The sequence below is a fragment of the Sphingopyxis sp. genome (assembly GCF_016704835.1).
Classification (GTDB): Bacteria; Pseudomonadota; Alphaproteobacteria; order Sphingomonadales; family Sphingomonadaceae; genus Sphingopyxis.
Genome location: NZ_JADIZJ010000021.1, coordinates 40,192 through 63,155, shown reverse-complemented (window position 1 = coordinate 63,155; position 22,964 = coordinate 40,192). Strand labels below are relative to the sequence as shown.

Here is a 22,964-nt window from a genome sequence, read left to right as displayed (position 1 = left end):
CGCCCATGCGCAGCGGCAGGCTGGCGGCCTGGACGATCTTCGACACCGCGCTCCCGGTGTCCCCCAATCCATCGACGCGGCGAAGCAGATCTGGAACGGCGCTGATCAGCTGCGCCAGCGAACCGAATTCGCGCAGCAGCGCCTTGGCGAGCAGCTTGGCGTCGCGGCGCGGGACGGCCAGCGCGGGCAGATATTCGACGAGCTCATGGTCGGCCATGCCGTCCACGTTACCGTCAAGCAAGCGACCGCGCCGACGTGCGCCGTGCCCGGCGTGATCGGGCGTGGCATCGGAGGCGTCGGCATCGGCCATCGCGCTCGAATAACCGCCTTGTGAGGCTCACTCAACGGGCATAGGACACAGATGATGGCGATCCGCACCAATTTGTTGCAGCGAAACGGGATCCCCGGCGTTGCTTTGATAGAAACCGGCGGGCCGAGGGACGCATTGAACGCCATGACGTCATCTGCCGCCCTGCCATCTCGCTCCAATTCCTGCATGTCGCGGCCCCGTCATGACTGAGGCGGAGGACACCCCGCGGCGCGAATGGCATCACCGGACGGTGCTGTTCAAGAAGCGATGGATGACCGCAGGTGCGGTCATCGTGGTGATCGCTGGCGTGTGGGTGGCGCGTGAGCCGATTGCCGACCGTTTTATCAGCGATGAACTCGGCAGTAGGGGCGTCCCGGCACAATATCAGATCGATGCGATCGGTTTCCGCAGCGAGCGGCTGTCGAATGTCGTGATCGGAGATCCCAACAACCCCGATCTGATCGCGAAAAAGGTCGAGGTGCTGCTGGGCTACGGCTGGTCTGGCCCCTATGTGACCGAAATCCGCGCCGAGGGTGTCCGGCTTTATGGCCGCTTCGTCGATGATCGCCTGTCGTTCGGGGCGCTCGACAAATTTCGCGATCCAACAAGCACCGATGTCTTTGCCTTGCCCGACCTGACCGTCGTGTTGCGCGATGCGCGGGCGCGCGTCGCAACGCCATGGGGCAACGTCGGCGCGGCACTGAACGGCGGCGGCAATTTGCGCCGGGACTTCACTGGCAAGCTGGCGCTGGTCGCACCGCGGGTCATCGCTGCCGGGTGCAGCGGCGGCGACGTCAGCTTTTACGGCACCCTACTCGTTCGCGATGTCCGACCGCAGCTTGTTGGCCCCTTGCGCGGGCGTAGCCTGTCGTGCGTTGACGGCGGCGTAACCGCTGCGTCGCCGCAGATCGCGCTTGATCTGTCGCTGTCGGAGGATTTGCAAAGCTGGAAGGGCGAAGCTGACGCCAGTATCGCGCAGCTCGTCGCTGGACCGCTACAGGCCGATCGCCTGGGCGTGTTGGCCAAGTTCGAAGGCACCGCGGCCGCGACAAAAATCGACGTGGATGCCGATATGGCAAGGGCACGCGGCGCCGACGTCGCCGCCGCAACGGTGAGCGTCGATGCCCGGGGCATTGTCGGCAGCGGCGCGCCGAAGCTCGACGGTCATATCAGATTTGCGCGCGCCAGCGGCAGCCCGGCGATGCGACGCGCGCTGACCGAGAGCGTCGGCAGCCTTGCCGAAACGCCGCTCGGCCCGCTGGCGACCAAAGCCAGCGCTGCGCTCAGCCGGATGCTGGCCGATGTCGGCGGTAGCGCCGATTTCACGCTGTCTGGCGAAGGAAGTTTTGCACGCATCGACCTGATCGCACCGCAACTGGCAAGCGCGAGCGGCGCGCGCCTCACCGGCAGCGCCGACAGCCGCATCAGCTATATTTACGGAGCGTCGCAGCCCGCGCTTCTCGCCGCGGGCCGCTGGAGCTTTGGCGGCGACGACTTGCCGACGGGTTCGCTCAGCCTCGATCGTCGCGGCGACGGGTCGATCACGGGACTTGCTAACCTCGATTCTTATCAGGCGGGCGGCGCCCGGCTCACGCTGGCGCCGGTGCGCTTTTCGGGCGACCGTACCGGCCTGCTGCGCTTCGCGACGCGTGCCGACGTGTCGGGGCCATTGGCTGGCGGGCAGATCGAGCGGTTGAGCGTCCCGTTAAACGGCTTTGTCGCCCCGACTGGCTCGTTCGCACTGAACGGCGGATGCAGCCGGGTGAGCGCGGACCGTGTCACAATATCGGGCTTCCAGATTGACCGAAGCGCGATCGACGTGTGCAGCCGCGCCGGAGCGCCTTTGCTCAGCGCAGGTCCGGGCGGGCTGCGCGGGCAGATCCGCATTCCGGGCATCAATCTGCGCGGCACCAGCGGCAGCTCGCCGTTCGCAGTGAGCAGCGGCCCGGCGAACATCGACTTGACCGCGATGCGCTGGACGCTCGCGCTCGCCGATTTCCGGCTGGGAGAGGGGGACAGCCTCACGCGCTTCAGTGCCCAGGGCATTGCCGGACGCGCCACCGCGCAGGGCATGGCGGGTGACTTGCGCGGTGCCAGCGCCAAGATCGGCGCGGTGCCGCTGAACTTGGGCGAAATTGCGGGCGGATGGCGCTGGGCGGACGGCGCGCTGACGCTCGATGGCGGGCTGTTGCTGACCGATGCCGCCCCCGAGGCGCGCTTTGCGCCGTTGATCAGCAACGATGCGACGCTGCGCTTCGCCGATGGCGTGATCAATGCCAGGGCAGCGTTCAGTGAGCAAAAGACCGGCACGAAAATTCTCGACACGATCATTCGCCATCGGTTCGCGGATGGAAGCGGCTGGGCGGACTTGCTCGTCAAGGAACTGCGGTTCGACGAGCGGTTCCAGCCCGATCAGTTGACCAGCCTGGCGCTGGGTGTCGTCGCCAATGTCCAGGGTTCGGTGGTGGGCGATGGGCGGATCGATTGGACCGCCGACGGGGTTACCAGCCGCGGCACTTTTGCGACCGCCGACGCCAGTCTGGCCGCCGCGTTCGGCCCGGTGAGCGGACTGACCTCGACGCTGACCTTTGACGATTTGATCGGCTTGAGGTCCGCGCCCGGACAGGTCGCGCGGATCAAGGAAATCAATCCCGGCATCCCGGTCCTCGACGGCGAGATCGAATATCAGCTGCTCGGGGACAATCGGGTCAGGGTCGAGGGAGGCAGCTGGCCATTTGCCGGCGGGCAATTGCTGCTTCACCCGACAACACTCGATTTCGGCGCCGAGCAGACGCGGCGGCTGTCGTTCGACATCGTCGGGGTCGACGCCGCGGTGTTCCTGCAAAGCTTCGGGTTCGACAATATCAACGCGACGGGCAAGTTCGACGGGACGCTGCCGGTTGAGTTCAGCGGGCTGGGCGGGCGTATCGTCGGCGGGCGGATCGATTCGCGCGAGGGCGGCGGGACGCTCGCCTACGTCGGCGAATTGTCGAACCGCAATTTGGGGGTCATCGCCAACTTTGCCTTTGGCGCGCTGCGCAGTCTCAAATATGACGATCTCACGATCATTTTGAACGGGGATCTCGACGGCGAGATGGTGACCGATATCCGCTTTGGCGGCGTGGGGCAGGGCGAAGGCGCGTCGCGCAATTTCCTAACCACTGCGGTCGCCAGAATCCCGTTGGTTTTTAATGTGAAGATTACGGCGCCGTTCCGCCAACTGCTGACCTCGGCGAAGGGGTTTTACGATCCGTCGCTGCTGATCGAACAGAATCTGCCCGCACTGATGCGCGCGCAGGAAGAAGCCGAAGCGGCCGAAAAGGCCCGGTCCACCACCGTTCAGCCTCCAGAAAGCGAGCCCATGCGATGAACACACCCAAGACAGGAGCAAGGAGGCGGGCCATCGTCGGTCACAGTCTGGCAGTTCTGATCGGTGCTGCGGCCTTAACCGGCTGTGTGCAGATCGAAACGCCCGACAAGCCGATCGAAATCAACCTGAACATCAACATTCGTCAGGAAGTGGTGTACAGACTGGATGGCGATGCCAAGAAGCTCATCGAGCAGAATAGCGAGATATTCTGAACACAGGGAATGACATGATGCGTTTTAAGATGTGGAAACCGACCGGACTTGCGCTTGCTGCGATTGCGGCGACCGCCGCTGTTGCGCTCGCGGTGCCGTCGGCGATGGCGCAACGCGATCCTGCCTATGCCGCGGCGCGCGCCGCGGGCCAGATCGGCGAGCAGCCCGACGGCTATCTGGGCTTTGCCAGCACCCCGACTCCGGCGATCCGCGCTTTGGTGCAGGACCTGAACATCAAGCGCAAGGCGGCCTATACCGAGCGCGCGCAGGCGACCGGTAGCACGGTGGAGCAATTCGCCTTTACCAGTGGCTGCAACCTGATCGCCAACACCAAGCCGGGCGAGAAATATCAGGCCCCCGACGGTCGCTGGCTGACCCGCGACGACAGTCCGCCGGTTCGCAACGCCAGCTGCCCGTAAGCCGTTCCATCGTTCAAGGGCGCCCGCGGGCGCCACATGCCGCCGCGCCCCTAAACGCGGCGGCATTTTTGTGCGCCTGCGCACAAGCATTGACTTAATCGGGCGTCATTCCTAAACGGACCGCGCCTTAGGGGTCCCCCGAATTTTCGGGCCTTTTTTCGCAGGCGGAATCGGGGCTTTCCGGTTCTGTTTCAGGAGGATGGCACAAAATGACGGGGAACGGCAGCGATCCGGAACTTGGCTCGGAGGATTCGCGCCTGGTCTCGCTCAACGAGCGATTGGACCGGGCCGAAGCCGCAGAGGCGAAGCGGACCGCGGTGAACGCCGGACCGGAATCCGATGCCAGTTATAGGCTCGGCAACCGCGTTCTGGCCGAACTGCTGGGCGGAATGGGTGGCGGTGCTTTGGTCGGTTGGACGATCGATCATTTTGCCGGCACCGCTCCCTGGGGCCTGTTGGTGGTACTGTTCCTCGGAATAGCGGTCGCCTTCAGGAATATATTTCGGATTGCGAATGTCCGGCCAAAAAAGCCGGATTGACGCTGGGTTACTGGGATTTAGGCGAGGTATCGCGTGGCGGATCAAGGCAAAGTGGACCCAATGCACCAGTTCGAGGTGCAGAAGATGTTCGACATGTTCCATGTCGGGGGTCATGAGGTTGCTTTTACGACGAGTGCGATGTGGATGATCGTCGCGGGCCTGCTGCTCTGGATTTTCATGATCGGCGGCATGAAGCGTCAGCTCGTTCCTGGTCGCTGGCAGGTTGCGGTTGAAGGCTTCACCGGCTTCATCTCAAGCATGATGAACGCGAATATCGGTCCCGAGGGCCGCAAATATACGCCTTATGTGTTCTCGCTTTTCATGTTTATCCTGATGCTCAACCTCATCGGCCTTGCGCCCCTAGGGCTTTTCGGCGTCCATCCCTTCACCGTGACGAGCCACTTCACGATCACCGGTTTCCTCGCGATCCTCAGCTTCGCGATCGTGTTGATCGTGGGTTTCTGGCGCCACGGCCTCCACTTTTTCTCGCTGTTCGTCCCGCACGGCACGCCTTGGTGGCTGCTGTGGCTGATCCCGGTGATCGAGCTGGTATCGTTCATGGTCCGTCCTTTCAGTCTCGCTCTGCGTTTGTTTGTCGCAATGACCGCGGGTCACGTGCTGATGAAGGTGTTTGCCTCCTTTATCATCGACGGTCTCGCCGCCAGCCCGGCGATTGGCCTTGGTGTCGGCATCCCCAGCATGGCACTGATGGTTGGGATCAGCGGCCTCGAGTTGCTGGTCGCGGGGATCCAGGCCTATGTTTTTGCACTACTCACGTCGCTCTATCTCAATGACGCGATCAACCTTCACTGATTTTCAACCGTTTAATCGACGTTTTTCCCAAGGAGTTATACAATGGACGTTCAAGCAGCTTCGCTCATCGGCGCCGGTCTGGCCGCTATTGGTGCCGGTATGGCCGCCATCGGTGTGGGCAATGTGTTCGGCAGCTTCCTCGAGAGCGCGCTGCGCAACCCGGGTGCGGCCGACGGCCAGCAGGGCCGCCTGTTCATCGGCTTCGCCGCCGCCGAACTTCTCGGCCTGCTGTCGTTCCTGATCGCGATCCTGCTGTACCTCAAGGCAGCCTGATTTTCGTCTGCGGGGCCTGCTCGCTAGAGTCGGGCCCCGCGACTGCTTTTCTTTTGTCGGTCGAGTAAATCCATGCCTCAAATCAGCCAATTTGCTGAAAGCTGGTACGCCGCATCGCAGATTTTCTGGGTGCTGCTGACCTTCGGCTTCGTCTTTTTCGTCATCGGCCGCGGCATGCTGCCGAAGATCGAGGCGACGGTGGACGCGCGCGACCGCAAGGTGGCCGACGACCTGGCAGCGGCGAAATCCGCGCACGCCGCTGCCGACACCCTGGAGGAAAGCTATCGCCAGCAGAGCGATGCCAGTCGCGCCGCTGCGCAAAAAGCGGTAACGGACGCGAAGGACAAGGCTGCGAAGGATGCTGAAAAGCGTCTGGCCAAGATCGATGCCGAACTTGCCGACAAGCTTTCGGCGGCCGAAGCCGACATCGCCGCGGCGCGCACGTCGGCGATGGCCGAAATCGAATCGGTTGCGGCGGAAGCCGCCAGCGACCTTGTCGCCAAACTGTCGGGCGTGAAGGTCGGCGCGATGGATGCCCAGGCGGCGGTGAAGGCGGTGCTCCATGGCTGATTTTGCGCTGATCCTTTCCGAAGCGGTCGCTGAGCCGGCGTCCTTCGGTGTCATCACGGCAACCGTATGGGTGTCGATTGCGATGGCGATCTTCATAGCCATCCTGTTGTGGAAGAAGGTGCCAGCGTTTATCGCGGGCATGCTCGACAACAAGATTGCCGAAATTTCAAAGCAACTGAACGAAGCCGAACGACTGCGGCTCGATGCCGAATCGCTCAAAGCCGAATATGAAGCGAAGCTCGCCGGTGCGGTGAAGGAAGCCGCGGCTATGCGCGCGCGCGCCGAAAGCGATGCCGAAACGCTGGTCGCCAAGGCCAAGGCCGACGCCACCGCGCTGATCGCTCGCCGCAAGCAGATGGCCGAGGATCGCATTGCAGCGGCCGAAGCGACGGCGCTGACCGAAGTCCGCGCTGCGACCGCAAAGGCCGCGACCGCGGCGGCGGCGGCGCTGATTGCGGAGAAGCATGACGCCAAGGCCGACAAGACACTGGTCGATCAGGCTATCGCCGGCGTCGCCAAGGGCTGATCACTCCAGCATGGCCGACAACAGAGCGCCCGCGGATTTCCGCGGGCGTTTTGCTTGTTAGGTGCAATTTGCCGGTGACGAGGCGGCCAAGGTCACGACCCAGGCCTTGGTCGCGGGGCAACGGTCCATCGCGCGGCGGTAACCTTCACGCGCCGCGCTCCGCGCGATATAGTCCAGTTCCACAGCGCCGAACGCGAAGCCAATGGTGCGCTGAGCAAATTCGAGGGCATAGGTCACGGATATGTCGGCGGCGGTGAAACGGTCGCCCGCGATATACGGCGTGCTGGCAAGCTGGCGGGTCACGAGACCGAGGCGACTTTTGAAAAGGTCGAGCGCCCAACCCATGGTCCAGTTGTGCCGATCGGCCTCGGGGGCGAGGATATTGGTCGCGACTATGGCGTTGATCGGCCCGGCAAGGCCAGCCTCGCCCAAGTGCAGAAACTGCTGATAGGCGGAGAACGCGGGATCGTCCGGTGTGAGCGCAAGGGGGTCCGGGCCGTGGCGCGCGAGCAGATATTCCATGATCGCGATCGATTCGACCATTATAGTGTCGCCATCCTCGATCGCAGGAATGAAACCGGCGGGGTTGATTGCCAGGAACTCGGTGTCCTGTTCGAGCCCGAAGAGGATGTCGACCTGCCGCAGGCGGTATGAGATTCCCATTTCTTCGAGCAACCACGCGACGCGGAAGCCGCGCCGCCGTATAATGTGATCATTCGCGCGACCCTCAGAACTTGATCATGATCCGCCGCGCTAATGCCGGCGAGATGCTGTGGACGAACTGCAAAATCTTCACCATCCCGGCATTGACCTCACTTTTGCCGGTCCTGATACCGCGGACGATTTCGGCGGCGCAGTCGTGTGCGCTCATCTTCTTGCCGCCACGGCCCGCGGTCATGTTGGTTTCGACGACGGGTGGCAGCGCCTCGATCACGTGGACATTGCTGTCCTTGAGCAGATGACGGATCGCCTGGGTGTAGCTGCGCAGTCCGGCCTTGGTCGCGCAATAGATCGAACCACCGGCCCGCGGCGCAATGGCGAGACCCGAGGTGACGTTGACGATCGCCGCCTCGGGCTGAGCACGCAGCGTCGGGAGCAAGCGGGTGCAGAGCGCGATCGGCGCATCAAGGTTGGTGCGGATGCAATGCGCCGCGCTTTCCAGCGTCGCGGCGTTAGCGAGCTCATATTCGCTGCCCACGCCGGCATTGTTGACGAGCAGGGCGAGCGGCTTGCCCGATACGCACCCGACCACCGCATCGACGCCAACCGCGGTCGATAAATCGCCAGCGATCGTCCCAAACCCGAGCGCCGCCATCGCCTGCAGCTTCTCCACTGAACGGCCGGTAACGATCACATCCGCGCCCGCACCCTGCAATTGCAGTGCAATCTCGCGCCCGATCCCGTCGCTGCCACCGGTGACCAGCGCCAATTTTCCTCTGACGTCCATACGGGCCTCTCCCATGTCGTTTGCCCTTACACACTATGGCGGCTCGCATCACCATCGCCTACATGCAAATCATGGCTCGCCCGAACGCTCCCGACCGATTTAACGAAGAGAAGGCGACTTACGTTATCCGCGGCAGCGGCGAGGCCGACGACAAGCCCGACCTCGAGCGCGGCGCCGAAGCGATCCGCAGCGTTGTGCGCAAATTGCCGACGCGCCCCGGCGTCTATCGGATGCTCGATGCGCGCGGTGACGTCCTCTATGTCGGCAAGGCGCGAGCACTCAAGAACCGGGTGACCAACTATACGCAGGTCGCGCGGTTGCCGCAGCGGTTGCAGCGCATGGTATCGCAGACGCGCGCGATGGAGATCGTGACGACGACGAGCGAGGCCGAAGCGCTGCTGCTCGAAGCGCAACTGATCAAACGCTATCGCCCGCCGTACAACGTCCTGCTTCGCGACGACAAAAGTTTCCCCTTCATCCTGCTGCGGATGGATCATGATTTTCCCCGGGTGCAGAAGCACCGCGGCGCGAGGCGCGCGAAAGGGCGCTATTATGGGCCATTCGCGAGCGCCGGGTCGGTCGCCAAGACACTCAACGCGTTGCAGAAAACCTTTCTGCTGCGCAGCTGTACCGACAGTTTCTTTGCCAATCGCTCGCGACCATGCCTGTTGTATCAGATCAAGCGGTGCAGCGCGCCGTGCGTCGGCCGGATCGGCACGGAGGAATATGCCGGGCTGGTCGGCGATGCGCAGGATTTTCTGGAGGGCCGCTCGACGGCGGTCCAGAAACGCCTCGGCGATGCGATGACCAAGTCGGCCGAGGCGATGGATTTCGAGCAGGCGGCGGTGCTGCGCGATCGCCTGAAATCGCTGACCTTCATCCAGGGCAGCCAGTCGGTGCACGCCAACGGGCTGGGCGATGCCGACGTCTTTGCGCTCGCTGCCAAAGGTGGCCAATTATGCATCGCGGGCTTCTTCATCCGTGGCGGCCAGAATTGGGGGCATCGAAGCTTTTTTCCGGCGCATGTTTCGGGGGTTCCCGAAGCCGAAGTGATGGCGAGCTTCCTGATGCAATTCTACGAAGGCGTGCCGCCGCCGAAGACGATCCTCGTCGACCGCGAACCCGCCGAGATGGGTTTGCTCGCTGAGGCGCTGGGCGAAGTCGCCGAGCGCAGGGTCGAGATCAGCGTGCCCCAGCGCGGCAACCGCCGCCGCCTACTCGAACAGGCGGTGCGCAACGCCGGCGAGGAGCTCGATCGGCGGCTTGCCGAGAGCAGCTCGCAAGCCAAGCTGGGCCGCGAACTGGCGGAGTTGTTCGACCTGGAGACCGCGCCGCAGCGGATCGAGATTTACGACAACAGCCATATCCAGGGCACCAACGCGCTCGGTGCGATGGTGGTCGCGGGGCCGGAGGGCTGGATCAAGGGCGCGTACCGCAAATTCAACATTAAGCGCGCCGACACGATGCCCGGCGACGATTTCGCGATGATGCGCGAGGTGTTCCAGCGCCGCTTTGCCCGCGCGCTGGAAGAAGACCCCGAGCGGACGAAGGGCGAATGGCCCGACTTGGTGCTGATCGATGGCGGCAAAGGTCAGGTGTCGGCGGTCGCGGGGGTGTTCGCCGAGCTGGGGATCGACGATCTGCCCTTCATCGGGGTTGCCAAGGGGCCGGATCGCAATGCCGGGCGTGAGACTTTTTACTGGCCCGACGGGCGCGAATTCACCCTGCCGCCAAACAATGCGGCGCTGTTCTATATCCAGCGGCTGCGCGACGAGGCGCACCGCTTTGCGATCGGCGCGCACCGGGCGAAGCGGTCGAAGGCGATGGGTTCGTCGCCGCTCGACGAGGTGCCGGGGATCGGGCCGTCGCGGAAAAAAGCACTGCTGATGCATTTCGGCACCGCACGCGCGGTGCGTGGGGCGAGTCTGGAGGATTTGCAGAAGGCGCCGGGGGTGAGCGCGGCGGTGGCGCAGGCGGTGCATGATTTTTATCATGCGGGGCGGTGAGCAAAATTTGTTCGTCATCCCGGCGAAGGCCGGGATCGCAACCTAGCGTCCTTGCTCACCGGTGAGATCCCGGCCTTCGCCGGGATGACGACTTGAGAGGAAAGCATATGGATTTCGCCGCAATGATGCCCTTGGCCGCCACGCTCGGCGTGATCATCCATGACGGCAGCAAGGACCGCGTCGCCGGCAAGCTCCCCGTGCGCCCCGACATCTGTACCGCGGGCGGGATCGTCCATGGCGGCGCGATCATGGCGTTCGCCGACTGTCTCGGCGCCGTCGGAGCGTTTCTGACCCTGCCCAAAGGGGCGAGCGGGACGACGACGATCGAAAGCAAGACCAATTTCCTCGGCGCCGGTCCGGTCGGATCGGTGCTGGTCGGGGAGGCGACCCCGGTCAAGATCGGCAAACGCGTGTCGGTTTGGCAGACGCGCATCGCGACCGAGAACGGCGCCGACGTTGCGCTGGTGACGCAGACGCAGCTGGTGCTTTGGCCAGCCTGACCGCCCCCGCCATCGTCTGCGCGGTGCGCGCGCATGGCGAGCATGGCGCGATCCTGCGCGCGCTGACCGAGGAGGCGGGGCTAGTTGCGGGCTATGTGCGCGGCGGGCGATCGACGCGGCTGCGCCCGATATTGATCGCGGGCAATCTGATCGCGCTCGAACTGCGCGCGCGCACCGAGGAACAATTGGCGAGTGCCACCGCCGAACTGCTCGCGAGCCGTGCGCCGCTGCTCGCCGAGCCGCTGGCGGCGGGGGCGATCGACTGGGTGACGAGTGTTACCGCGACGATCCTGCCCGAAAGCCAGCCTTATCCGGCGCTTTATTCGGCGCTGTCGGGGCTGCTCGATGCGATCGGCGTCGCATCGTCGGCGCGGCAGTGGGCGGCGGCACTCGCGCGCTATGAGCTGCTATTGCTCGCCGAACTGGGGTTTGGCCTCGATCTTGACGAATGTGTCGTGACCGGGGCGAACAGCGATCTGGCGTTTGTCAGTCGCAAGTCGGGGGGCGCAGTCAGTGCTGCTGCGGCGGTTGGCTATGAAGACCGGTTGCTGCGCCTGCCGCCATTCCTGCGCGGCGCAGATGCGAGGCCGTCGCTGGCCGACGTCGTCGATGGATTGGCAATCACCGGCCATTTCATCGACCGCGACCTGCTCGATGGTCGCGCGCGCGATTTGCTGGCGGTGCGGGCGCGATTGATCGATCGGCTGGGCAGGGCGGTTGCGTGAGGCGCCGCCGCTGTCTAAGCGGCGGGCGAGACACGAAAGGGCGACAAGTTGAAAATCCTGCTGCTGGCTGGCGACGGTATCGGTCCGGAGATTATGGTTGAGGCCGAGAAGGTGCTGACCGCGCTCGCGCTGCCGGTGATGCTTGACCGCGCGCTGGTTGGCGGGGCGGCCTATGCAGCGACCGGCCATCCGCTGCCGCCCGAGACGCTGGCGAAGGCAAAAGCGGCCGATGGGATCCTGTTCGGCGCCGTCGGTGATCCGCGCTTCGACAGCGTCGAGCGCCATTTGCGACCCGAACAGGCGATCCTGGGCCTGCGCGCCGAACTTGGCCTGTTCGCCAACCTGCGCCCAGCGAAAATGTTTGCCGGACTGGAGGACAGCTCGGCGCTGCGCCCCGAAGTGGCGTCGGCGATCGATCTGCTGATCGTCCGCGAGCTCAACGGCGATGTTTATTTCGGCGAAAAGGGCACGCGCATGACCGCAAGCGGCGAGCGCGAAGGATATGACATCATGGCGTACCGCGAGAGCGAGGTACGGCGCATCGCGCATGTCGCATTCCGCGCGGCGCAGGGGCGGCGTGGGCGGCTCTGTTCGGTCGACAAGGCGAATGTGCTGGAAACGTCGCAGCTGTGGCGCGATGTGGTGGTCGAGGTGGCCGCCGACTATTCCGACGTGGCGCTGAGTCATATGTATGTCGACAATGCTGCGATGCAGCTGGTCCGCAATCCCGGCCAGTTCGACGTCGTCGTCACCGGCAATCTGTTCGGCGATATCCTGTCCGATCAGGCGTCGATGTGCGTCGGGTCAATCGGCCTGCTCGCCTCGGCGTCGCTGAGCGAGGGCAAACAGGGTCTTTACGAGCCGATCCACGGCAGCGCGCCGGACATTTCCGGGCAAGGCGTGGCCAACCCGCTGGCGATGATCCTGTCGCTCGCGATGCTGCTGCGCCATTCGGGCGACGACGAGGCGAGCGCGGCGCGGATCGAGGCGGCGGTGGCGAAGGTGCTCGCCGACGGGTGTCGCGGCGCCGATCTGGGCGGCACGATGGGAACGGCGGCGCTCGGCGATGCGGTTGTTTCGGCTTTGAACGGATAGATGCAATGAAGAAAACGACGGGTTTCGATCGCAACACGACACGCAACTGGCACCCCGCGACGCAGGCGGTGCGCGGCGGCACGTGGCGCAGCGAGCATGGCGAGACGTCGGAGGCGTTGTTCCTGACCTCGGGCTATACCTACGACGATGCCGAGACGGTTGCGGCGCGCTTTGCCGGCGAGGCGCAGGGCATGACCTATTCGCGGCTGCAGAACCCGACTGTCGCAATGCTCGAAGAACGCATCGCGCTGATGGAAGGCGCCGAGGCATGCCGGACGCAGGCGACGGGCATGGCAGCGATGACCACCGCCTTGCTGTGCCAGCTGTCGGCGGGCGATCATATCGTCGCGGCGAAAGCGGCGTTCGGCTCGTGCCGCTGGCTGGTCGATCAGCTGTGTCCACGCTTCGGCATTGAAACGACGGTGATCGACGGGCGCGACAATGGTGCGTGGGAACGCGCAATCCAGCCGAATACCAAGGTGTTCTTCTTCGAAACCCCGGCTAACCCGACGATGGACATCGTCGACATGAAGCATGTCTGCGGTGTCGCGAAGGCGCATGGAATCACTTCTGTAGTGGACAATGCGTTCGCCACCGCGGTCCTGCAACGTCCGCTCGATTTCGGCGCCGACGTCGTCGCCTATTCAGCGACCAAGCTGATGGAAGGACAGGGACGCGTGCTCGCCGGCGCGGTATGCGGAACCGAGAAATTCATCAACGACGTGCTGCTGCCGTTCCAGCGCAACACCGGGCCGAACCTGTCGCCGTTCAATGCGTGGGTCGTGCTCAAAGGCCTCGAAACGCTCGACCTGCGCGCGCGGCGTCAGTCCGACAACGCACTGGCGGTCGGAAAATTCGTCGAAAAGCGGGTGCCAAGGATGCTGCATCCCGGCCTCGCCAGCCATCCGCAGCATAATCTGGCGATGAGCCAGATGGAGGCATGCGGGCCAATCTTCTCGTTCGTTCTTGAGGACAGAAAACAGGCGATGGCGATGCTCAACGCGCTCGAACTCGTCGATATTTCGAACAATATCGGCGATTCGCGCAGTCTGTGCTGCCACCCGGCATCGACGACTCACTACAGCGTCAGCGCCGAAGCGCGCGCCGATATGGGCGTTGTCGAGGGCATGTTGCGGATCAACATCGGCTTGGAGGATCCGCGCGATTTGATCGCCGATCTGGACCAGGCATTGACCAGGGTCGGGCTTTGAGCGACCTTGGCCGCGTGATGATCGACTCCTTCTTCCCCTTTGCCGAGACCACCGGCCCGGTCACCGTTCGCGTGTCGGTCAGTTATCTGCCCGAACAATCGCATCCGGCGCTCGGGCGCTGGTTCTGGGCCTATCATGTCCGGATCGAGAATCATGGCGACGTCGCCGCCCAGCTGATCAGCCGCCATTGGCGCATCAGTGACGGGCGCGGCCAGATCAGCGAAGTCGAGGGTGAGGGCGTCGTCGGCGAACAGCCGTTGATCGCGCCGGGCGGCGCCTATGATTATGTCTCGGGCTGTCCGCTTCCGACCCCCGAAGGCTCGATGGTCGGCAGCTACACGATGGAACTAGGCGACGGTTCACAAATGCTGATCGCCATCCCGCATTTCCCGCTCGTGGCGCCTGCGACCGCGGCATGAAGCGCACTCATCTGCCACTGAACGCCTTGCGCGTGTTCGACGCCGCGGCCCGACATTTGAGCTTCACGCGTGCCGCCGACGAGCTGGCGGTGACCCCCGCCGCGGTCGGGCAACAGATTCGCGCGTTAGAAGACATGCTCGGCGTTGTGCTGTTCCGCCGCACACCCAAGGGGCTAGAGTTGACAGGGGAGGCCGATGCCGGGCTCGACGCGCTCCGCCAAGGCTTTTTGCAGTTCGAAGAGTCGGTGCGGGCGATGCAGGCCGGGCAATCGTCGCAATCGCTGACGATCGCCGCGCCGCGCGACTTAACCGCCAAATGGCTGGCGCCTCGGCTGGCGCGTTACAGCCAGCAGGCACCCGACGTGCGCTTTACGTTGGTATCCGCTGACGGCGGGATCGACTTTACCGAGGCCAATCTCGATCTTGCGATCTTCTGGACCGACAGCGTAGGCGAGCACGAGGGCGTTTCGCTCGCCGAGGCGTTGATGGTGACCGTTGCGGGTCCGGGCAGCGCCAGCGACACGCGGATTGCGTGGCCGGGTTGCCCGGTTGCCGACGGCGAACCCGCACTGCGGCTGGGCGATGCCGGGCTCGCGATCGATGCGGCGGCCAACGGATTGGGGCATGCCAACGTCCCCGCGATGCTGGCGGAAGCCGATATTGCGTCCGGCCGCGTCCGCCAGATTGGTGAGTTCGTCGCGGTGAAGCGCGGTTACTGGCTGGTCGCCCCGACCCCGCAATGGCGGCAAGCCAAGGTCAGGGCGCTGGTTGCCGCGTTGACGGCGTAAACATCGCTCGGCTGGCGGCTACTTCGCCGCTAGCGCCAGTAATCGTGTGACCAGTCCAACCAGCGTTTCGGTGGCGACGGGCGCGTCCGGGTTGTTCCAGCTGGCGGTGATGACGAACCATTTGCCGTCGGATTTCCGCTGGCCCAACATGCTCATCGAAATCACACCGAGTTCGGAGCCGCCCTTGTAGCCGAGCCACGCCCAATCCTTGATCGCACCGGGGTTTATGCCTGGATTGATCGCCATCGCCGCCATGGCGGTGGGTGAATTGCGATTGCGCAGGTCGATCATCAGCCTGGCGACGTCGTTGGGGCTGGCGAACCATTCGAGACTGTCGATAAAGCGCGGCCCACCAGCGAAGCTCACGCCGTCAACATTGGCGAGCGTCAGCCGGGTTTGGTTTGACTCGATCAGCGTGCGCTGTGCCGCGTCGTCGCCCGCGATAAAGGCGGTACGCTCGCGTGCGAAGTTATCGCCCTTGAGCGCAAACGCCTCGACGGTGGTCAGGAAGGGAATGTTGCGTGGCGGCGCACTATGCCCTGCCGCGCGCATCCTCGATTCGATCGCATCGCGACCGAGCAGATGGATCAACGTGTCGGCCGCGCTGTTATCGCTGACCGAAATCATCCAGTTGGCGAGGGTTTGCAGCGTTACAGGCGTGTCTTTTGGCCAGTTGGCGGTCCCTATCGACGAAAAACTGGGATGCGACAGCGGCACAACGTCGGACCAGCGGCGCTTCTTGTCCGCCACCTGCGCCGCCAGTTCGTCGAGGATATAGAGTTTGAAGGTCGAACCGACTGCGAACTGGCGGTCGGGGTTCGCGGCCGCGAGTGGGCGGAAGGTGTTTCCCTCCAACTCGGTGACAAGGAAGCCGCTCGATCCCGGCAAGGCCGCGATTTCTTTGGCGACCTTGTCGAAACTGTCGTCCGCCATCTCAAAACCGGTCAGGCGCAGACCAATCACACGTGCGTCGGCGACCGCGCCGACATCGAGCAGCACCGCTGCTATACCTTTTTCAAAACGCAGCGACAGGGAACCCGAGCGTCCATCGGTCGATGCCGCGTTTTCGGTCGCGATGGGCTTGCCATATTGCGCGATGATGCTGGCGGTCATCGCCTTGAACTGTGCCTCAGGCAATTCGGCCTGAAAGCCGGGGTCAAAATAGTCGGCAAAAGCGATTTCGCCGGTCAGTACTTCGACGAGTTGCGCTGCACGCCGTTCGAAACCCGTCGCGCTTTCCGCTTGCGTTTCAGGGGATTGCGCTGCGGCGATTGGCGCCGGCAACAAAAAAGCCAGCAGAAGCCCGACGAGTACGGGTTTGCGGGTCATGGACTACTCCCTGGAATCGAGTGGCCCGCCGAATGCTAAGCGTCGATCGCTGCCTCGTCGAGCGTCGCGGCGTTTGCCTGGATGAACTGGAAACGGTGTTCGGGGTGCTTGCCCATCAGCCGGTCGACCAGATCCTTGACCAAATGCCGCTCTTCATATTCCTGTGGCAAGGTGACGCGCAACATACTGCGCGTCGCGGGATCCATCGTTGTTTCCTTGAGCTGGTTCGGGTTCATTTCTCCCAACCCTTTGAAGCGACCGACATCGACCTTCTTGCCCTTGAACTGCGTGGCTTCGATCTCGGCGCGATGCGCATCGTCCCGCGCGTATACCGAGGTGTTCCCCGAGGTGATGCGATAGAGCGGTGGCTGCGCCAGATAGACATGACCCTTGCGGACAATATCGGGCATTTCCTGAAAGAAAAAGGTCATCAGCAAGGTCGCGATATGCGCGCCGTCGACGTCGGCATCGGTCATGATCACGATCTTTTCGTACCTTAGCCGGTCCGCGTCGCAATCCTTGCGCATTCCACAGCCGAGCGCGAGCGCGAGATCGGCGATTTCCTGGTTGGCGCGGATCTTGTCATTGCTGGCACTTGCGACGTTGAGAATTTTACCGCGGATCGGCAGAATCGCCTGCGTCTTGCGGTTACGCGCCTGTTTGGCGCTGCCACCCGCACTATCGCCTTCTACGATAAACAATTCCGTGCCTTCAGGGCCGTCGTTCGCACAATCTGTAAGCTTTCCGGGCAGGCGCAGTTTGCGCCCGCTCGTCGCGGTCTTGCGCTTCACCTCACGCTCGGCCTTGCGTTTCAGCCGCTCGTCCATGCGGTCGAGGACAAGCCCGAGCAGCGCGCGGCCACGGTCCATGTTGTCCGACAGAAAATGGTCGAAATGGTCACGCACGGCGTTTTCGACGAAACGCGTCGCTTCGGGACTGCTGAGCCGGTCCTTGGTCTGGCTTTGGAACTGCGGGTCACGGATGAACACCGACAGCATCATTTCGCCGCCGTTGAACACGTCTTCGGCGGTGATCTGTGCCGCCTTCTTTTGCCCGATCAGTTCGCCAAAACCGCGCAGCCCCTTGGTCAGCGCCGAGCGCAGTCCCGCCTCGTGGGTGCCGCCGGCGGGGGTCGGGATGGTGTTGCAGTACCAGCTATAGCTGCCATCGGACCATAAAGGCCAGGCGATCGCCCATTCGGCGCGACCCTGATCGCTCGGGAAATCCTGACGGCCGATGAACGGTTCGGCGGTCGCGCATTCGCGCGTCCCGATCTGTTCTTTGAGATGATCCGCAAGACCACCGGGGAACTGGAACGTGGCCTCCGCCGGCGTGTCATCGCCGATCAGTTCGGGCGCGCATTTCCAGCGGATTTCGACGCCCGCGAACAGATAGGCCTTTGAGCGTGCCATGCGATAAAGGCGCTGCGGCTTGAACCGTCCGTGATCGCCAAAAATTTCGGGGTCGGGAACAAAGGACACGCTGGTTCCGCGGCGATTAGGTGTCGGACCGAGCTCTTCGAGGCCGCCTATCGGGGCGCCGCGAGAAAAACGCTGACGATACAGCAATTTGCTGCGCGCAACCTCGATCTCGGTCTCGACCGACAGGGCGTTGACGACGCTTACTCCGACGCCGTGGAGGCCGCCCGATGTCGCATAGGCCTTGCCCTCAAACTTCCCGCCCGAATGGAGCATGGTCATGATGACTTCGAGCGCGGATTTGCCCGGGAATTTGGGATGCGGATCGACAGGCATGCCGCGTCCATTGTCGACGACGGTCAGGCGGTTGCCGACGTCAAGGGTGACTTCGATCCGGTTGGCATGACCCGCAACCGCCTCATCCATGCTGTTGTCGATCACCTCGGCGGCAAGGTGGTGCAGCGCGCGCTCGTCGGTGCCGCCGATATACATGCCGGGGCGTCGCCGGACGGGTTCCAGACCCTCCAGCACCTCGATCTGGGAGGCATTGTAGCTTTCGGTGGCCGGGGTCGCGGCGTCGAACAAATCGTGACTCATGCGATGGCTATAGGGGGCAGTAAAGGCGGCTGGCAAGCGCGGTTTTCGGGGCATGTGGGCGTCGGCTTAGCCACTCAGTTCATCCCGTTTTTTTTGGACACGCGGAACTTTGGCCAACGAGGGCGAGTTTGGCGGTGACTAAAAAGTCATTCAAAAAGCGGAGTAAAAAATGAAAACTCTCTCTCTCCTCGCCATTCTGGCGGCCAGCACCTTTGCCGTTCCGGCATTCGCGCAAGATCGCGATATGTCGCAGGACTTTAACGGTCCGTATATCAGCATAGGCGGCGGCGGTACGTTGCAAGGCAATGATCGCGGTGAAAGCGTCATCTTCGACACCGATCGTGACGGCACTTATGGCGATCAGGTGACCACGGTCGGCGGAGCCAATGCATTTTCGACCGGTTTCTGTAACGGTGCTGCGACAAGCAGCGCGAACATTGGCTGCCGCAACGACAAGGATGGTCCGGAATATTTCGGTCGCCTGGGTTTCGACAAGCGGATGGGTAATTTCGTCCTTGGCGCGGTGATCGAAGGCGGCCGCAGCGTCGCGCGCGATAGCGTCACCGCATTCTCGACCACCCCCGCGAGCTATACCTTCAGCCGCGAAGCCGATTATCAGGCAAATGCCCGCCTGCGCGCCGGTTATACGCCCGGCGGCGGTGCCCTGTTCTATGTTACTGGTGGCGGTGCCTATGCACGGCTCGACAACCGATTCTCGACGAGCAACGGCGCCAATAGCTTTGCCGACAACGGGAAAACGAAAGGCTGGGGCTATGCCGCGGGTGGTGGTGCTGAGGTCATGGTGACGAGCAACATCGCGCTTGGCCTCGAATATCTCTACACCGACATCAAGGACAATGATTTCGTTGTCAATGTCGGCCCGGGCACCGCACCGGCAACCAACCCGTTTCTGCTCAATGGGGGCGGGACGGATATGAAGCGCAGTAGCGACAATTTCCGCACGCACAGCGTCCGCGGGTCACTGAGCTTCCGCTTCTAAACGCTTGTAAAAGCAGAAATTGGAAGGCGTCGGATCGCGAGATCCGGCGCCTTTCGCTTATGTGATGGTTGGCGCCGCGAAAATGGCGAAATTGCCGTTGGCGCTGCCGACCAAGCGGCCACTCTGATGAAGCCTGGCGTCGATATTGGCGACGCGCTTGCCGCGGTGCAGCACCGCTGCCTCGCAGGTCAGTCGGCCTTCGCCGACGCGGACGTGATAGTTGATTTTGATTTCCAGTGTCGCGCACCATTGGTCGGCATCGAGCAGGCTGGTCAGCGCGCCGCCCATCGCGGTGTCGGCGAGTGAATAGGCGACGCCGCCGTGTGCGGCGCCTTGCGGGCTGAAATGACGCTTGCGGTCGATATCGATCGCCATGATGCATCGTCCGTCGCCGCGCTCGATCATTTGCAGACCGAGCGCACGCGCGAATTCAAACTCCTGCCCGAAGGGCTTCACCGGACGCGCGGGCCACCGAACGGCGGGGGCGGGGGCGGGCGGCGCGTGCCGCGCGGCAGCTGGGCCTGATAGGCGCGACCGCAATGTTCGACACAATAGGGGAAGCCGGGATTGACGGCCTGACCGCAGAAATGGAAGTCGGGCTCGCCAGGATGCCCCATCGGCCAGCGGCAGATGCGGTCGTTGAGGTCGAGCAGCGTCGTCTTGTCGGCGATCTCGGGGCTCGGCTTGGCGGGCACGAGACGGCGCGGCGGCGCGGGCGGGATTGGCGCCTGCTGGTCGCCCGGGCCCTGACGGATAAAACCACCTGGCCCAATCGAGACGATGCGCGGCTGATCGGCCTTTGGAATTTGTTCACCGACCGAACCATCGGCAGTAGGGGTGTCGACCGTCGGGCGCGCTTCAGACTTAGGCGGCGTGGCGGCGACCGGACGCGGTGCGACTGGCGCAGCAGCGCGCGGGGCGGCCGCGGGGACGAACGGCTTTGCCGCAACAGGGGCTGCAGCCTTGACTGGCTTGACCTTGTCGGTCGCCTTGACGGGCGAGGGGCGCGATTTCAGGCCCAGGCGATGCGCCTTGCCAATCACGGCATTGCGGCTGACGCCGCCGAGTTCCTCGGCGATCTGGCTGGCAGTCAGCCCTTTTTCCCACATTGTGCGCAAGCTTTCGATGCGCTCATCGGTCCAAGACATAATCTATTCCTTATCATTCCACGCCGCGGGCTATGTCGCGGTTATCGATACGATCCTTGCGGACCGGCGCCACTGCCCAGCTTGCGGTAAGATCGGGGAGGCGATAGGCGAGAACGCCATGAACGACCAGCCCCAAATTTCGCGACCCGACTCGAGCAAATTCGCGGCAACCCCGCCCTTTGCCGAACCGGGAGTGCCGCACATCCGGACGCTCAACGTGCCCGGGATGCAGGCGCTATATGTCAAGGAGGTGCGGCGGTTTTTCAAGGTGCAGCTGCAAACTATCTGGGCGCCCGCGATCACCACCCTCCTGTTCCTCGTCATTTTCACCGTCGCGCTGGGCGGCGCGGGGCGCGAAGTCATCGGGGTTCCCTTTGCCGATTTCATCGCGCCGGGGCTGATCATGATGGCGATGCTGCAGAACAGCTTTGCCAATGCCAGCTTTTCGCTGCTTGTCGGCAAGATCCAGGGGACGATCGTCGATTACCTGATGCCGCCGCTGGCCGTCGGCGAGTTGATCATTGCGCTGGTCGGCGCCGCGATCACGCGCGCGATCCTGGTCGGGCTAGCCTTGTTGCTGGCGATGTCGCTGTGGCCGGGGGTCAGCGTGATGCCCGATCATCTGTGGGCTGTCGCTGTGTTCGGCGTGCTGGGCGCCTCGATGCTCGGCTTTCTGGGCCTGATCACGTCGGTCTGGGCGGAGAAGTTCGACCATGCGGCGGCGGTGACCAACTTCGTCGTCACACCACTCGCCCTACTCTCTGGGACATTCTACTCGGTCGATCGGCTGGCGCCATGGTTCCAGACCGTCGCACACGGCAATCCCGTCTATTATGCGATCATGGGCTTTCGCTACGGCTTCATTGGTACGGTGGATTCAACGATTTCCCATCCGGTGCTGACCGCGATACTGGTGCTTGTCGGCGTTAATATCGTGCTGGGGCTGCTGACGTATCGCCTGCTGGCGTCGGGCTGGAAGCTGAAAGCCTGACCGCGCCCAGTCAGTGCCGATGGATGGCGCGGACGCGGTAGCGACCGTCGTCCAATCCTTCGAACATCGCTTCGATCTGCGGATGGTCGATCGGCCCGCTTTCGGCGTCGGGCACCAGGTTCTGCTGGCTGACGTAAGCGATATAGGATGAATCGCCGTTTTCGGCGAGCAGGTGGTAATATGGCTGCGCTTTGGCCGGACGAATTTCCTCCGGGATCGCTTCATACCATTCGTCACTGTTGGCAAAGACCGGGTCGATGTCGAACACGACGCCGCGAAAATCGAACATGCGGTGGCGCACGATGTCGCCGGGCGCGAAGCTGGCGGCGCCGATCAGCGGTGCGGTGACGGCCGCAGCACGCCCGGAGGTGGATTTGGAAATCATCCCCCCAATCTATGGCTATTCCCTGCTGTTTCAACCCTGTTACACTCGGCTGCCCGCCGGTGGGCCGAATCCCGGCTGTGATGCGCGTTACAAAGGTTGGCGCAGGCCGTGCTAAGCTGACTGCTCGGCCACCGGTTGTACCGGGCTGGATTGCGGGCCGTGTTGATTGCAACAGGGAAAGGCATAGCATGAACGACATACCGACAGGCAACCCGACGCCGCCGCAAAGCCCCGCATCGGGCATCATCGAGCGGGCCAAAAACATCATCCTCAAACCAAAAGAGACGTGGGTCGCAATCGACGCTGAACCCGCGACCACACAGTCGATTTATATGCCTTATGTGCTGATACTGGCCGCGATCGGACCGATCGCCCAGTTCATCGGCGGACAGGTTTTCGGTTACGGCGCATTTGGCATCAGTTTTCACCCGCCGATCGGCCCCGCCTTGGTTTCGGCGATATTGTCTTATGGGCTGGCGCTGGCGACAACCTTTGCCCTTGCCTTGGTAATCGACGGGCTGGCGCCGAATTTCGGCGGGCAGAAGAACCAGGTTCAGGCGCTGAAGGTCGCGGCCTATTCCGCAACGGCAGGCTGGCTCGCGGGAATATTCGGCCTGATCCCGGCGCTCGCCGTCCTGGGTCTGCTCGGCCTTTACGGCCTCTATCTGCTCTATCTTGGGCTGCCGATCCTGATGAAAGTGCCGCAGGACAAAGCACTGGGCTACACCGTTGTCGTGATCATCGTCGCGATCGTGCTGTTCTTGATCGTCGGCGCGATCGTCGCGTCACTGACGGGGCCGTCGCTGCCCGGCATCAGTATCTAGCGCTTGTCAGCCGTCCCGGCGGTCGTACCGGGGCGGCTGCCCGCTGGTG

The 22,964-nt window shown here is 63.4% G+C and carries 25 protein-coding genes; 18 read left to right on the top strand and 7 right to left on the bottom strand.

Going from position 1 to position 22,964, the window contains the following annotated elements:
* Positions 1–512: 512 nt before the first annotated feature.
* The 8 genes from IPF76_RS15330 to IPF76_RS15295 all read left to right on the top strand — a co-directional run bounded on the left by IPF76_RS15330 (position 513) and on the right by IPF76_RS15295 (position 7,032).
* Positions 513–3,680 (top strand): YdbH domain-containing protein, encoded by a 3,168-nt coding sequence (locus IPF76_RS15330; protein ID WP_293845858.1) that lies wholly within the window; start codon positions 513–515, stop codon positions 3,678–3,680.
* Positions 3,677–3,892 (top strand): YnbE family lipoprotein, encoded by a 216-nt coding sequence (locus IPF76_RS15325; protein ID WP_293845856.1) that lies wholly within the window; start codon positions 3,677–3,679, stop codon positions 3,890–3,892. Before IPF76_RS15330 ends, IPF76_RS15325 begins: the two co-directional genes overlap by 4 nt.
* Positions 3,893–3,906: 14 nt before the next feature.
* Positions 3,907–4,311, top strand: coding sequence for a YdbL family protein (locus IPF76_RS15320; protein WP_293845854.1), 405 nt, complete (start codon positions 3,907–3,909; stop codon positions 4,309–4,311).
* 209 nt (positions 4,312–4,520) lie between these two features.
* The gene (locus IPF76_RS15315; RefSeq protein ID WP_293845852.1) at positions 4,521–4,850 is read left to right on the top strand and encodes an AtpZ/AtpI family protein; all 330 of its coding nucleotides are present in this window, start codon (positions 4,521–4,523) and stop codon (positions 4,848–4,850) included.
* A gap of 60 nt (positions 4,851–4,910) precedes the next feature.
* Complete coding sequence (locus IPF76_RS15310) at positions 4,911–5,663, top strand: F0F1 ATP synthase subunit A (RefSeq protein ID WP_293845849.1); 753 nt, start codon at positions 4,911–4,913, stop codon at positions 5,661–5,663.
* Between the two features lie 42 nt (positions 5,664–5,705).
* Positions 5,706–5,936, top strand: coding sequence for a F0F1 ATP synthase subunit C (locus tag IPF76_RS15305; RefSeq protein ID WP_293845847.1), 231 nt, complete (start codon positions 5,706–5,708; stop codon positions 5,934–5,936).
* Between the two features lie 72 nt (positions 5,937–6,008).
* Positions 6,009–6,506: an ATPase gene (locus IPF76_RS15300; protein ID WP_293845844.1), complete on the top strand. Its 498-nt coding sequence runs from the start codon at positions 6,009–6,011 to the stop codon at positions 6,504–6,506.
* Positions 6,499–7,032: a F0F1 ATP synthase subunit B gene (locus IPF76_RS15295; protein WP_293845841.1), complete on the top strand. Its 534-nt coding sequence runs from the start codon at positions 6,499–6,501 to the stop codon at positions 7,030–7,032. Before IPF76_RS15300 ends, IPF76_RS15295 begins: the two co-directional genes overlap by 8 nt.
* A gap of 57 nt (positions 7,033–7,089) precedes the next feature.
* On the opposite strand, the gene IPF76_RS15290 is transcribed toward IPF76_RS15295, so the two are convergent.
* Both IPF76_RS15290 and IPF76_RS15285 read right to left on the bottom strand, forming a co-directional pair.
* A complete protein-coding gene (locus IPF76_RS15290; protein WP_293845839.1) occupies positions 7,090–7,695 on the bottom strand; it encodes a glutathione S-transferase family protein in 606 nt (201 codons plus the stop codon).
* A 64-nt stretch (positions 7,696–7,759) separates the two neighbouring features.
* Positions 7,760–8,494 carry an SDR family NAD(P)-dependent oxidoreductase gene (locus IPF76_RS15285; protein WP_293845836.1) on the bottom strand — a complete coding sequence of 245 codons (735 nt, stop codon included), beginning with the start codon at positions 8,492–8,494 and terminating at the stop codon, positions 7,760–7,762.
* Positions 8,495–8,550: 56 nt separating this feature from the next.
* Here IPF76_RS15285 and uvrC point away from each other — a divergent pair, with 56 nt between their 5' ends.
* The 7 genes from uvrC (at position 8,551) to IPF76_RS15250 (ending at position 15,223) form a co-directional block, all read left to right on the top strand.
* A complete protein-coding gene (gene uvrC, locus IPF76_RS15280; protein ID WP_293845834.1) occupies positions 8,551–10,485 on the top strand; it encodes an excinuclease ABC subunit UvrC in 1,935 nt (644 codons plus the stop codon).
* 107 nt (positions 10,486–10,592) lie between these two features.
* Positions 10,593–10,985 (top strand): PaaI family thioesterase, encoded by a 393-nt coding sequence (locus IPF76_RS15275; protein WP_293845831.1) that lies wholly within the window; start codon positions 10,593–10,595, stop codon positions 10,983–10,985.
* Positions 10,973–11,710: a DNA repair protein RecO gene (gene recO, locus IPF76_RS15270; RefSeq protein ID WP_293845828.1), complete on the top strand. Its 738-nt coding sequence runs from the start codon at positions 10,973–10,975 to the stop codon at positions 11,708–11,710. Before IPF76_RS15275 ends, recO begins: the two co-directional genes overlap by 13 nt.
* Before the next feature lie 48 nt (positions 11,711–11,758).
* Positions 11,759–12,805, top strand: a complete 1,047-nt coding sequence (gene leuB, locus IPF76_RS15265; protein ID WP_293845825.1) for a 3-isopropylmalate dehydrogenase — start codon at positions 11,759–11,761, stop codon at positions 12,803–12,805.
* 5 nt (positions 12,806–12,810) lie between these two features.
* Complete coding sequence (locus IPF76_RS15260; RefSeq protein WP_293845822.1) at positions 12,811–14,016, top strand: aminotransferase class I/II-fold pyridoxal phosphate-dependent enzyme; 1,206 nt, start codon at positions 12,811–12,813, stop codon at positions 14,014–14,016.
* Between the two features lie 17 nt (positions 14,017–14,033).
* Positions 14,034–14,435, top strand: coding sequence for a Co2+/Mg2+ efflux protein ApaG (gene apaG, locus IPF76_RS15255; protein WP_293847372.1), 402 nt, complete (start codon positions 14,034–14,036; stop codon positions 14,433–14,435).
* Positions 14,432–15,223, top strand: coding sequence for a LysR family transcriptional regulator (locus IPF76_RS15250; protein ID WP_293845820.1), 792 nt, complete (start codon positions 14,432–14,434; stop codon positions 15,221–15,223). Before apaG ends, IPF76_RS15250 begins: the two co-directional genes overlap by 4 nt.
* An 18-nt stretch (positions 15,224–15,241) precedes the next feature.
* On the opposite strand, the gene IPF76_RS15245 is transcribed toward IPF76_RS15250, so the two are convergent.
* Together IPF76_RS15245 and parE are read right to left on the bottom strand one after the other, a co-directional pair.
* On the bottom strand, positions 15,242–16,552 hold the full coding sequence (locus IPF76_RS15245; protein ID WP_293845817.1) for a serine hydrolase: 1,311 nt from the start codon (positions 16,550–16,552) through the stop codon (positions 15,242–15,244).
* A 35-nt stretch (positions 16,553–16,587) separates the two neighbouring features.
* Positions 16,588–18,567: a DNA topoisomerase IV subunit B gene (parE, locus tag IPF76_RS15240; RefSeq protein ID WP_293845813.1), complete on the bottom strand. Its 1,980-nt coding sequence runs from the start codon at positions 18,565–18,567 to the stop codon at positions 16,588–16,590.
* 169 nt (positions 18,568–18,736) lie between these two features.
* Between parE and IPF76_RS15235 the strand changes: the two genes are divergently transcribed.
* Positions 18,737–19,567: an outer membrane beta-barrel protein gene (locus IPF76_RS15235; RefSeq protein ID WP_293845811.1), complete on the top strand. Its 831-nt coding sequence runs from the start codon at positions 18,737–18,739 to the stop codon at positions 19,565–19,567.
* A gap of 57 nt (positions 19,568–19,624) precedes the next feature.
* Here the strand turns inward: IPF76_RS15235 and IPF76_RS15230 are convergent, their stop codons facing one another.
* Positions 19,625–20,023, bottom strand: coding sequence for a PaaI family thioesterase (locus IPF76_RS15230; protein WP_293845808.1), 399 nt, complete (start codon positions 20,021–20,023; stop codon positions 19,625–19,627).
* A complete protein-coding gene (locus tag IPF76_RS15225) occupies positions 20,020–20,715 on the bottom strand; it encodes a GcrA family cell cycle regulator (RefSeq protein ID WP_293845805.1) in 696 nt (231 codons plus the stop codon). Before IPF76_RS15225 ends, IPF76_RS15230 begins: the two co-directional genes overlap by 4 nt.
* 118 nt (positions 20,716–20,833) lie before the next feature.
* On the opposite strand from IPF76_RS15225, the gene IPF76_RS15220 reads away from it, so the two are divergent.
* A complete protein-coding gene (locus tag IPF76_RS15220; protein ID WP_293845802.1) occupies positions 20,834–21,706 on the top strand; it encodes an ABC transporter permease in 873 nt (290 codons plus the stop codon).
* A 10-nt stretch (positions 21,707–21,716) separates the two neighbouring features.
* Here IPF76_RS15220 and hspQ read toward each other — a convergent pair whose 3' ends face one another.
* Positions 21,717–22,091, bottom strand: a complete 375-nt coding sequence (gene hspQ / locus IPF76_RS15215; protein WP_293845799.1) for a heat shock protein HspQ — start codon at positions 22,089–22,091, stop codon at positions 21,717–21,719.
* 188 nt (positions 22,092–22,279) lie between these two features.
* On the opposite strand from hspQ, the gene IPF76_RS15210 reads away from it, so the two are divergent.
* On the top strand, positions 22,280–22,915 hold the full coding sequence (locus IPF76_RS15210; RefSeq protein WP_293845796.1) for a Yip1 family protein: 636 nt from the start codon (positions 22,280–22,282) through the stop codon (positions 22,913–22,915).
* Positions 22,916–22,964 lie beyond the last annotated feature (49 nt).